The organism is Pseudomonas quercus, assembly GCF_012033695.1.
Taxonomy (GTDB): Bacteria; Pseudomonadota; Gammaproteobacteria; order Pseudomonadales; family Pseudomonadaceae; genus Aquipseudomonas; species Aquipseudomonas quercus.
In genome coordinates this window covers 185977-198271 of the sequence record NZ_JAAVJI010000006.1, presented here as the reverse complement: position 1 = coordinate 198271, position 12295 = coordinate 185977, and the positions used below count along the sequence as shown (strand labels likewise).

Annotated in this window: 7 protein-coding genes; all 7 read left to right on the top strand. The window is 58.6% G+C overall.

The window, feature by feature from the left end:
* Nucleotides 1-335: 335 nt before the first annotated feature.
* The 7 genes from glgA to HBH25_RS12810 all read left to right on the top strand — a co-directional run bounded on the left by glgA (nucleotide 336) and on the right by HBH25_RS12810 (nucleotide 12244).
* Nucleotides 336-1904: a glycogen synthase GlgA gene (gene glgA / locus HBH25_RS12840; RefSeq protein WP_168084303.1), complete on the top strand. Its 1569-nt coding sequence runs from the start codon at nucleotides 336-338 to the stop codon at nucleotides 1902-1904.
* A 14-nt stretch (nucleotides 1905-1918) separates the two neighbouring features.
* Nucleotides 1919-3712, top strand: a complete 1794-nt coding sequence (treZ, locus tag HBH25_RS12835; protein ID WP_168084302.1) for a malto-oligosyltrehalose trehalohydrolase — start codon at nucleotides 1919-1921, stop codon at nucleotides 3710-3712.
* A complete protein-coding gene (gene malQ / locus HBH25_RS12830) occupies nucleotides 3709-5799 on the top strand; it encodes a 4-alpha-glucanotransferase (protein ID WP_168084301.1) in 2091 nt (696 codons plus the stop codon). The genes treZ and malQ overlap by 4 nt, the downstream gene beginning before the upstream one ends.
* Nucleotides 5796-8579 (top strand): malto-oligosyltrehalose synthase, encoded by a 2784-nt coding sequence (locus HBH25_RS12825; protein ID WP_168084300.1) that lies wholly within the window; start codon nucleotides 5796-5798, stop codon nucleotides 8577-8579. The genes malQ and HBH25_RS12825 overlap by 4 nt, the downstream gene beginning before the upstream one ends.
* 14 nt (nucleotides 8580-8593) lie before the next feature.
* Entirely contained in the window at nucleotides 8594-8968 is a 375-nt protein-coding gene (locus HBH25_RS12820; RefSeq protein WP_168084299.1) for a DUF2934 domain-containing protein, read from the top strand.
* A 147-nt stretch (nucleotides 8969-9115) separates the two neighbouring features.
* Nucleotides 9116-11299 carry a glycogen debranching protein GlgX gene (gene glgX, locus HBH25_RS12815; RefSeq protein WP_168084298.1) on the top strand — a complete coding sequence of 728 codons (2184 nt, stop codon included), beginning with the start codon at nucleotides 9116-9118 and terminating at the stop codon, nucleotides 11297-11299.
* A 171-nt stretch (nucleotides 11300-11470) separates the two neighbouring features.
* The gene (locus HBH25_RS12810; RefSeq protein WP_168084330.1) at nucleotides 11471-12244 is read left to right on the top strand and encodes an endonuclease/exonuclease/phosphatase family protein; all 774 of its coding nucleotides are present in this window, start codon (nucleotides 11471-11473) and stop codon (nucleotides 12242-12244) included.
* Nucleotides 12245-12295 lie beyond the last annotated feature (51 nt).

The following is a 12295-nucleotide window of genomic DNA, read 5'->3' as shown; positions in this document are numbered from 1 at the left end:
CTCGACACTCGAAAAGCCGATCAAACCGCGTTGCGCATTGACCAATGTAGTAACCCGATACCGCTTCGTTTAAATCCGGCGAAACAGGCTAACGCGCCTACACTCAAAGCGTGCCGTTCCTAACAGCCAGAACAAAGAAATCCGAAACTTCTGAAGGCCGGCCGGGTCAGCTTAACAGTGGGTAGCATGCACATTTCAAGCAGCCCCCCACCCACCCCTCCCAGGAGCGTTTCACCTCGACCTTGCGGTCGTTGAGGCCGGCCAAAGGCCGACCATGGGGTCGGTAAAAAAAATCAGAACTGCCAGAAGTCATTTACGCTACGGGAGAGAGTTTGATGATCAGTGCCGCTGTCGAAACCCACGGGGAGCGTTTCAATCAGCAGATCAGCGAGGTACCCACGCTGTCAGCTATCTCGACTAGCAAGGTGCTGCAACCGGACCACACGGCGAATCCGAACCGCAAGAAAGTGCTGTTCGTGACTTCGGAAATGGCAGATTTAATCAAGGCAGGCGGGCTGGGTGACGTCTCAGCTGCACTGCCACGCGCAATGAGCCACTTGCACGACGTGCGCATTCTGATACCGGGCTATCCCCAAGTACTGGAAAGCGACAACCCTATCCATATTGTGGGCGAACTGCCGGGCTATGCCGCATTGCCACCCTGCAAGGTAGGTCGCATGGACACTGCCGATGGGCTGGTGATCTATGTGCTGATTTGTCCAGAGCTATATGCGCGTGATGGCAACCCTTACGGCGCAGTAAACGGGCGTGACTGGCCTGACAACCATATTCGCTTCGCGCGCCTAGGCATGGCGGCCTGTGACATCGCAGCGGGCAATGGCATGGTTCATTGGAAGCCTGACCTGGTGCATGCCCATGACTGGCCAAGCGGTCTGGCGCCGGCCTACATGAAGTGGCGCGGCGTTAAAGTGCCCACGTTGTTCACCATCCATAACCTCGCCTACCAGGGTGTTGTCAGCCGCGCGTGCTGCCCGGAACTGGGTATTCCTGAGCATGCCTTGCAGCAGGAAGGCATGGAGTTCTACGGCAAGCTGTCCTTCCTCAAGGCAGGCATGGCCTATGCCAGCCATATCACCACGGTGAGTGCGACCTATGCTGAGGAAATCACTACCCAGGAATTCGGTTGCGGCCTGGAAGGTTTCCTTACCAGCAAGGCAAAGCGCGGTTTGCTCAGTGGCATCCCCAACGGCATCGACGAAAGCTGGGACTCGGCTACCGATTCGCACCTGGTCTGCCCTTTCAGCTTGAATGACTGGGAAGGCAAAGGCGTTAACGCCGACCACGTACGCAAGTTGTTTGACCTTGAGCCATCCACCGGCCCCCTCTTCGCCGTCGTCTCGCGCCTGGTTTACCAGAAGGGCCTGGACCTCACTGAAGGCGTAACGGACTTCATCGTTCGCAACGGTGGCCAGATTGCAATCATCGGCCGCGGTGAACCCGAGGAAGAGCAAGCCATGCGGGACCTGGCTGACCGTTACCCTGGCCAGGTGTCAGCACGGATCGGCTTCAACGAAACCGACGCTCGCCGTATGTTCGCGGGCAGCGACTTCCTGCTCATGCCTTCACGCTACGAGCCTTGTGGCCTGAGCCAGATGTATGCACAGCGCTTTGGCTCACTGCCAGTAGCCCGCCGAACAGGCGGCTTGGCTGACACCATCGAAGACGGCGTGACCGGCTTCCTGTTCGACGAACCCTCGGTCAGCGCTTACGAAGCCGCGCTAGCCCGTGCGTTTTATGCCTTCAACAAACCAGAACTGCTCAATGCCATGCGCTGCCGCGCTATGACTCAACCGTTCAACTGGTCGCAAGCGGTCGAACCCTATGCCGAGCTCTATACCAAATTGGTAAACCGCTCTCATGGGCGCGCTGGGCGCCACTACTGACCAAGGAATGCCTGATGGCCGATCTGCAACCTGTAACCAAAACCCACGGGGCTATCCGTGTGGGCGACAACCTCACGCGTTTTGCTCTTTGGGCGCCCGACGCAACGGCGGTGCAAGTCCTCTTCGATGATGGAGAGACGCTTGCAATGAATGCGGAGGCAGATGGTTGGTACGTTGCCGAGGCCCAATGCGATGCTGGAACAGCTTATCGCTACAAGATAAACGATGACCTGGAAGTACCTGATCCGGCATCGCGTGCTCAGCAAAGCGATGTTCATTCGGCAAGTGTCGTGGTGGATCACGCCAGCTACCCCTGGCGCCAGGCACAATGGCAAGGAAGGCCTTGGCATGAAGCCGTGATCTATGAAGTCCACGTGGGCCTTATGGGCGGTTTTGAAGGGGTGATGAAACACCTGCCCCGCCTTGAAGCGTTGGGTATCACTGCCATTGAGCTGATGCCCATCGCTGAATTTCCAGGGGACCGTAACTGGGGATACGACGGCGTGCTGCCTTACGCACCCGAGCATGCCTATGGAACCCCGGACCAGCTCAAGGCGCTGATAGACAAGGCGCACGAACACGGCCTCATGGTCATCCTTGACGTGGTGTATAACCACTTCGGCCCAGACGGCAATTTCCTTCACGCGTATGCCAAAGGGTTCTTCAACGAAGACAAACATACGCCTTGGGGCGCGGCCATCGATTTCAGCAAGCCCCAGGTTCGCGAATTCTTTATCGGCAACGCCTTGATGTGGCTGTTCGATTACCGGTTCGATGGCCTGCGCTTCGACGCGGTGCATGCCATTGAAAGCCCGGATTTCCTTCAAGACATGGCTAAGCGCATTCGCAAGGCTACCCCAGCCGGTCGGCATATCTGGCTGAACCTGGAAAACGAGCACAACGAGGCGCACTTGCTTCAACAAGGCTTCGACGCCCAATGGAACGACGATGGGCACAACGCCCTTCACGTGCTGCTGACGGGTGAAACAGAGGCCTATTACGAAGATTACGCACAAGACACCACGGGCAAGCTGGCCCGTTGCCTGGGCGAGGGGTTTGTCTATCAAGGCCATGTGAACCGCCACGGTGAAAAGCGGGGCGAACCTAGCGGCCACCTGAACCCGACCTCGTTTGTGCTATTCCTTCAGAACCATGACCAGATCGGTAACCGTGCCTTTGGTGAGCGCCTGTCTCAGCTCAGCCCAGAGCCTGCCCTGAGGGCCGCTACCACGCTATTGCTGGCCTCGCCCATGGTCCCGCTAATGTTCATGGGAGATGAATGGGGGGCTAGCGAACCCTTCCAATTCTTCACCAGCTTCCATGGCGAACTGGCCGAAGCCGTACGTAACGGTCGCCGTTCTGAGTTCAAGGCCTTCAGCGCCTTCCAGGACCCGGAGCGCCGCGCCAAGATTCCCGACCCTAACGCCAAGGCTACATTTGACGCCTCTCGCCCGGCGTTCGACCAGTTCGATCAACACCAACGTGGCCCATGGGTCGAGCTCTACGTTCAGTTACTAAGCCTACGCCGCCGCGACTTGATGCCTGGGCTCCCCGGAGCGGTCTTCAAGAGTGTGACGGTGTTGGGCGAGAAGGCCGTGTCAGCACGCTGGAAGCTGGGCGACGGTTCGATCTGGCAGATCGATCTCAACCTCAACGAACACCCTGTTGCTGCCACGCTTCCTTTTGAAACCTATGTCTTGTTCGATAGCCGCGGGTCGGCGGCGTCCCTTGAAGCTTCGGACACCTTGCCTGGTTACACCGCGCTGGTAAGCCGGATCCCCGCTGATGCACCGGGAGCGTCCCAATGAGCGACCAAGATCTGGAACAGCTTGCCCAGCAGGCCGGCATCGCGGTGGAGTGGAAGGACGCCAACAATTGCCCCCAGCGGGTGAAGCCCGCTGTGCTACGCAATGTGCTCACAGCGCTTGGCTACAATGCCGGGACGGATGCAGAGGTAACCCGCAGCCTGGAGACCCTCCGCCAGCAGGCTGCTGACAATCGCTTGCCTCCCCTGCTTACAGCAGACTACGGGCAACCCTTGGCGCTGGCCCCATGGCTGCAGCCGGGCGCCGAGTGCCGTGTGCTACTTGAAGACGGCGGCGAGCTGGACGTGCGCCTGGACAGCCAGGGCGCCCTACCCGGTATGTTGCCCGTTGGCTACCAGCAGGTTCGAAGTGGCGACCAGCACTTCACGGTCGCCGTAGCGCCCAGCCGGTGCTACAACGTGGCAGATGCATTAGGTGTAGATGCGCCGCGTGCTTGGGGCCTAGGTGTTCAGCTCTATTCCCTACGGCGAGCCCATGATGGTGGCTTCGGCGATACCCAGGCATTGGAAGCGTTCGCGCGTGCAGCAGGCGAACGTGGCGCCGACACTGTCGCTATCAGCCCGATGCACGCCATGTTCAGCAGCGACACCACCCGTTACAGCCCCTATTCGCCTTCCAGCCGCCTGTTTTTGAACATGCTGTATGCAGCGCCTGGCGCTGTGCTGGGCGAGCAAGCCTTGCAGGCTGCTATTCAACGGGCAAACCTTGAACCTACACTGGCCGAATTCGAAAAACTCGAGCTGGTGGACTGGCCAAGGGCAGCCAGCGCTAAATTGCGCCTGTTGCGGGTGCTGTACGAAGACTTCAGCAAGGGGGATCACCCTTTGCAAGAAGACTTTTCCAGCTTCCGCCATGCTGGAGGCGAAGCGCTGGCCGACCATTGCTGCTTTGAAGCGCTGCAGGCTGATCGCGCACGGCTAGGCAAATCTCTGGATTGGCGCGAATGGCCTGAAGGGCTGCGCAACCCTCGCTCAAGCGATGTCGGCACCTTTGCCCGTGAGCATGCTGATGAAATCGAGTTTTATGCTTTTGGCCAATGGTTGATTGCTCGAAGCCTTGAGCGGGCGCAAACCGCCGCCAAAGCCAGCGGCATGCGCATTGGTTTGATCGCGGACCTGGCAGTGGGCGCGGACGGTGCCGGTAGCCAGGCATGGAGCCGCCAGGACGAACTGCTGGCTGCAGTCACCGTGGGGGCCCCGCCCGACATCCTTAATAGGTCTGGCCAAAGCTGGGGGATATCCGCCTTTTCCCCCGATGGCCTAAAGCGCAATGGCTTCCGTGCATTCATCGAAATGCTTAGGGCCAATTTCGCCCATGCGGGGGGCCTGCGCATCGACCACGTATTAGGCCTAAACCGCCTATGGGTGATTCCTCAGGGGGAAAAGCCTACCGAAGGCGCGTATTTGCAGTTTCCCTTCGATGACATGCTCCGCCTGCTGGCCCTCGAATCCTACCGCCACAGCGCCATTGTGCTGGGCGAAGACCTGGGCACGGTCCCAGAGGGTTTGCGGGAGAAATTAGCAGCCAAGGACATTCTGGGGATGCGTGTGCTGCTGTTCGAACAAAACGCACCCGGCGATTTCAAGCCGCTGCTGGAATGGCCAGACAATGCACTCGCTACGACCAGCACCCACGACCTCCCTCCCCTGAAAGGATGGTGGCGTACCAATGAAATCGATTGGGCTCGGCGGCTGGACCTGATTGACGACAAGACTGAACAGGACTGGCGAAAAACGCGAGTAAACGAGAAAGAAGGGTTGCAACGCATCCTCCAGCAAGACCCGCAAAATTTTGTAGACGAAAAACGCGATACAGACCCGGCTGACCAATTAATCGATGCCAGCGTACGGTTTGTAGGGCATACCCAGGCCCCGCTCGTGCTGCTCCCTATTGAAGACGCACTGGGCCTTGTGGAGCAGCCGAACCTGCCTGGCACCACCGATGAACATCCCAACTGGCGCCGCCGTTTGAATGCGGCCGGTGCTGCCTTGCTGGACCAACCAGACCCGGCGCGGCGTCTGGAACTGCTTGCCGTAGCCCGCCAACAAGCTCATGAGCGTGATCGATGAAACCATTTACCTCCAGCATTCGGCTCCAGTTCCACAAAGGCTTCACCCTTGACGACGCGGTTCCGTTGGTCCCCTATTTCGAGCGCATGGGCATTAGCCATGTGTACGCCTCGCCTGTACTCAAAGCCCGGGCAGGCTCAATGCATGGCTACGATGTGGTTGACCCTACTCAGATCAACCCTGAACTGGGAGGCGAACCCGCGCTTCGTCGGCTGATCGCAGCATTGCGCGAACACCAGATGGGGTTTGTACTGGACATTGTGTCCAACCACATGGCGGTAGGCGGCTCAACCAACCCATGGTGGCTGGATCTTCTGGAGTGGGGACGTCGCAGCCCTTACGCCAACTTCTTTGATATCCAGTGGAATTCCCCTGACCCCTTGCTCGAAGGCCTGCTGCTGATCCCGTTCCTGGGAAGCGATTACGGGACAGCGCTGCAACAGGGTGACCTACCGCTGAAGTTCGACGCCGAGACAGGCAGCTTCTATGTAGAGCATTACGAACACCGCTTCCCCATCAGCCCTCCTGACTACGCCAGCATTCTCAGTATCGCGGTGGACAATCGCCTTGAAGCGTTGGGTGAACGCTTTGGCGAACTGGCCCATGCCAGCGATGCGTATGCCCAAGCCCCGGCACTGCGGCAGGCACTGGCCGACGCTGCTGCGGAAGGCTCAGTATTCCGCGCGTTGGAAAACGTACTGAAGTTGTACGATTCAAAAACGCCTGAAGGTTTTGATCGCCTGCATCGCCTGCTGGAACGCCAGAGTTACCGGCTGGCCAGTTGGCGCACCGCAGCAGACGATATCAACTGGCGCCGGTTCTTTGATATCAACGAACTGGGCGGGCTGCGCGTGGAGCGTGGCGATGTCTTCGAAGCCACTCATGCCAAGATCTTCCAACTGGTAGCCGAAGGGCTCGTAGACGGTTTGCGTATTGACCATGTGGACGGGCTGGCCAACCCGCGGGCCTATTGCCGTCGCCTGCGCCGTCGTGTTGAACGTCTGTTGCCAGCACGGCCCGCGGAAACACGGCTGGACCATTTCCCGATCTATGTCGAGAAAATCCTGGGCAACGGCGAACAGTTGCACACGGATTGGCAGGTGGATGGTACCACCGGCTATGAGTTCATGAACCAGGTGTCCTTGCTACAACATGACGCCAAAGGCCAGCAACAGTTGAGCGACTTGTGGGTCCGCTTGAGCGGGCGCACGCCTGATTTCATGGAAGAAGTGCGAGCTGGCCGCCGCTTCGTGCTGCATGGCACCCTGGCAGGTGACTTCGCTTCCGTGGCGCAGGCGCTGTTGCGTGTGGCGCGTAGTGACCTGATGAGCCGCGACTTTACCCTGGGCAGCATTCGCCGGGCGCTCGAAGCCTTGATTGTCCACTACACGGTTTACCGTACCTACATTACCCCCTGCGGTCGGCCGGCAGAAGACGAACCGTTCTTTGCCAGCGCCGTAGAAGGGGCCCGCGCAGACCTGAGCGAGGGTGAATGGCCGGTACTGGACTTCCTTGTACGTTGGCTGGGTGGTGAACCCTGGCGCAGCTTGCCTTTAGGGCGCGGCCGAGAGGCCCTGAAACAGGCCTGCATCCGGTTTCAGCAGCTGAGCTCGCCGACGGCGGCCAAGGCGATGGAAGACACTGCGTTCTACCGCAGCGCCACTTTACTGTCTCGTAACGATGTGGGCTTCGACCCTGAAGTGTTCAGTGCCCCTGCCCAGGCGTTTCATGAAGCCTGCCAAGCACGGGCTGCGGCATTCCCCCGCAACCTGTTGACCACTGCGACCCATGACCACAAGCGCGGCGAAGACACCCGTGCGCGCTTGGCAGTTATCAGTGAACGTGCAACCTGGTACAGCGCACTGATCACTCACTGGCAAGCTTTGGCCAGCAACCTTCGCGGTGAATATGCAGACGGCCCTGCGCCCTCGGGTGGGGACGAGGCCATGTTGTATCAGGCACTGCTCGGCAGCTGGCCTCTGGACCTGCAGGCGGACGACACGCAAGCCCTTGAAGCTTATGCCGAGCGTATGCAGCAATGGCAGCAAAAGGCATTGCGTGAAGCCAAGCTAGTCAGCAGCTGGAGCGCGCCCAATGAAGCTTATGAAGGCGCCTGCCGCTCGTTCCTGCAAGACCTGTTGACCGCTGAACATGCCCTGCCGCTGCGTCAATCCATTGCGTCAGCTGTACAGGTGCTTGCACCCGGTGGCGCCCTGAACGGCCTCGTTCAAGCGACACTTAGAGCCACCACACCAGGTATCCCCGATCTCTACCAAGGTACCGATTACTGGGATTTCAGCCTGGTTGACCCGGATAACCGCCGGCCGGTGGACTATGCTGCTCGAAGCGCAGCGCTGAATGCGGCAGTTGAGCCTGCTGCATTGCTGGCCGATTGGCAAAATGGGCACGTGAAGCAAGCGCTTATTGCTGCCTTGCTGCATGCGAGGGCTGCTGAGCCTGCGCTATTCCTGGAGGGGGAATATGTGCCATTGGATGTCACTGGCGAACAGGCCAATCGCGTACTTGCATTTGCGCGCCATCACCAGGGGCGCCATGCCATTGTGATCGTGCCGCGCCTGTGCAGCGACCTGCTGGGCGACGGTTTGCTGATTGAAGGTGAAAACTGGGGGGATACGGCTGTGCAGCTTCCCCAACAACTTTCCCAGTTTGAATTTAAGGGACTTTTTTCAACTCAGGCAGTCACATTGGACAAGGACTTGCGGATAAGTACGGCGCTGAAGTCATTCCCCGTCAACCTCTATCTACAAAGTGACTCGTGATCAGGAGCATGGCTATGAGTGTTAGTGATAAACGCGTTGAAGAGTTTGCTTACTACATCTGGGAGTCCGAAGGGCGCCCCGACGGCCATGCCTCACGGCATTGGGAAATGGCACGCAAGTTGGCCGAAGCCGAGGACAAGGCGCCTGCCAAACTGCCGCGCAAAGCTCCAAAAAAGCCCCAGGATGAGGGCACAGTAGAAGCGGCACCTAAAGCTGCTGCCAGTGCAGCCAAGCCAAAGGCCGCTGCTAAGCCTGCGACCGGCAAGGCTGCGGCTAGCAAGCCTGCTGATGCAGCAAAACCTGCCCCAAAAGCCGCTGCCAAGGCAGCGCCAAAGGCAGCCTCCGCCGAGAAGAAACCACGGGCTGCGAAAAAACCTGCGGCCAGCTGAGCAAGACCCGCCCGGCAGGCCACTGCCGGGCGCTACAGCGATAGATTCCAGGCCGCTTCCTGCGGCTATCCGGGCCTTTCGCATGCAGCGGTCAAGCCGCCTCGACATTACTTTTTTTTCTAGCGTTTCAAACGTGAAGGACTCCCCATGAGCCGGCAAAACAAATCCGAACCCGCTGAGGCGGCCGCTAACACGCCAGAGTCGCCAATCGATGCCTCACGCATCCGCGAAGGCCTGCCCTTCCCACTGGGTGCTACCTGGGATGGATTAGGCGTTAACTTTGCCTTGTTCTCAGCCAATGCTACCAAGGTTGAACTGTGCATCTTTGACTCCACAGGCGAGCATGAGGTGGCCAAGATAGAGCTGCCCGAATACACCGATGAGGTGTATCACGGCTACTTGCCTGATGCGCACCCCGGCATGATCTATGGCTATCGCGTCTACGGCCCCTATGACCCCAAGAACGGGCACCGCTTCAACCATAACAAGCTGCTGATCGACCCCTATGCCAAGCAGCTGGTCGGCGAGTTGAAATGGTCCGAAGCCCTGTTCGGCTATACCATTGGCCACCCAGACGACGACCTGAGCTTCGACGAGCGTGACAGTGCCCCCTTCGTGCCCAAGTGCAAAGTGATCGACCCCGCTTACACCTGGGGCCAGGACCAGCCTGTACGGGTACCTTGGGACAAAACAGTGTTCTACGAAACCCACGTCCGTGGCCTGACCATGCGCCACCCTTCGGTAGCCGAATCGGTACGAGGCACCTTTGCCGGCATGGGTAACCCTGATGTGCTTGACCACCTCAAGAAGCTGGGTGTGACCTCTGTCGAGTTGCTGCCCATTCATGGCTTCTTGAATGACCAGCACTTGCTGGAAAAAGGCTTGAATAACTATTGGGGCTACAACTCCATTGCGTTCTTTGCGCCACATGCCAAGTACCTGGCCAGCGGCAAGATTGCCGAGTTCAAGGAAATGGTCGCGCACCTGCATGAAGCTGGCCTGGAAGTGATTCTGGACGTGGTGTACAACCACACCGCTGAAGGCAACGAGCGTGGCCCTACCCTCTCCATGCGCGGTATCGACAACGCCTCTTACTATCGCCTGATGCCGGATGACAAGCGTTTCTACATCAACGATTCAGGCACCGGTAACACCCTGGACCTCAGCCACCCTTGCGTTTTGCAGATGGTGACGGATTCGCTGCGCTACTGGGCCAGTGAAATGCATGTCGACGGCTTCCGCTTCGACCTGGCAACCATCCTTGGGCGCTACCACGATGGCTTCAGCGAACGCCACAGCTTCCTGGTGGCCTGCCGCCAGGACCCGGTACTTCGCTCAGTGAAACTGATTGCCGAACCGTGGGATTGCGGCCCGGGTGGCTACCAGGTTGGCCACTTTGCCCCAGGCTGGGCCGAATGGAACGACAAGTTCCGCGACACCGTACGTGCGTTCTGGAAAGGCGACGACGGCAAGCTGGCAGACTTTGCCTCCCACATGACCGGTTCCGGCGAACTGTTCAACCACCGTGGCCGCCGCCCCTTCAGCTCTGTGAACTTCATCACCGCCCACGACGGCTTCACGATGAAAGACCTGGTGTCTTACAACGAGAAGCATAACGAGGCCAACGACGAAAACAACCAGGACGGCAGCAGTAACAACATGTCCTGGAACCATGGCGTAGAGGGCGAGACCGATGATCGCGAGATCGTCGAGCTGCGCTTGCGTCAAATGCGTAACTTCTTTGCGACCTTGCTGTTCTCTCAAGGCACACCCATGATCGTGGCGGGCGATGAATTTGCCCGTACCCAAGGCGGCAATAACAATGCGTATTGCCAGGACAGCGAAATCGGCTGGATCAACTGGGACCTGGACGAAGATGGCGCAGCGCTGCTCAAGTTCGTTCGCCGTTTGACCAAGTTGCGCGCCACCTACCCCATGCTTCGTCGCAATCGTTTCCTTGTCGGCACCTACAATGAAGAACTGGGTGTGAAGGATGTGACCTGGCTGGACCCTCAGGGCAATGAAATGACCCCGGAACAATGGGGCGAAGCTCATGGCCGCGCCTTGGGTATGTTGTTGGACGGCCGTGCGCAGCCAACGGGGATTCGGAAACGCGGTGATGACGCCACGCTGTTTATCGTAGTGAACGCTCACCACGATGTCGTCAACTTCAAGTTGCCTGAGGTGCCACAGGGCAAGCATTGGAACTGCTTGGTCGATACCAATCGGCCAGACCTGCGCGAGAACGAGCCTATCGACTTCGGCAGCGAGTTCATGGTGACCGGCCGTTCCTTCCTGTTGTTTGAAGCCCACCACGAAAAAGAAGAGTAAGCGACCAAGGCCTGTGAACCTATTGAGTACGTTCGCAGGCCTCGCTTCTGCCCTCTCCTGACCCTCTCTTACCTACCCGGAACTGCCTCCTTAAAGCCTAGTCTTAAGCTGTGACTGTTTTAGTTTTAAGGAGCCACCGTGCACGCTGAACCAGACGAAGGTGCCAGCCACCTGGGTGCGGGCGCAGAGCGCGACCGGGATGTTCACCGTATCCAAGTGCTAACGGTAAACACCCACAAAGGCTTCACTGCGTTTAACCGTCGCTTTATCCTCCCCGAACTTCGCGAAGCGGTACGCAGCACGGGTGCAGACATCGTTTTCCTGCAGGAAGTACTGGGTGGCCATGACCGCCACGCTTCACGGTTTGCCAATTGGCCGCAGATGTCCCAATACGAGTTTCTGGCTGACAGTATGTGGCCTGAATACGCCTATGGCCGTAATGCGGTCTACCCGGACGGCCACCACGGCAATGCGTTGCTGTCCAAGTACCCCATCTTGCACTACCGCAACCTGGACGTTTCCATCACAGGCCCGGAACGCCGAGGCTTCCTTCACTGTGTGTTGCAGGTACCTGGCCATGAAGACGGCGTGCACGCAGTCTGCGTGCACCTCTCATTGATGGAGCACCATCGCCAGCAGCAGTTGCAGCTATTGCGTCAGTTACTGGACGCTATCCCCGCCCATGCCCCTGTGATCATTGCCGGAGATTTCAACGACTGGCAGCTCAAAGGTAATGTCACCCTCAGCCGTTATGGGGACTTGCATGAGGCCTTTGAGCACAACTTAGGCAAGCTACCGAAAACCTACCCAGCGCGTTTCCCACTTTTAAGCCTGGACCGCATCTACCTGCGCAATGCCACCAGCCATGACCCACGTATTCTAGGCACCAAACCCTGGACGCACCTGTCCGACCACCTGCCGTTGGCGGTTGAAGTTCACCTTTAATCGAAAAGAACGCCCAGGGCTGTCCGTTACAGACAAGCCCTGGGCGTCAAG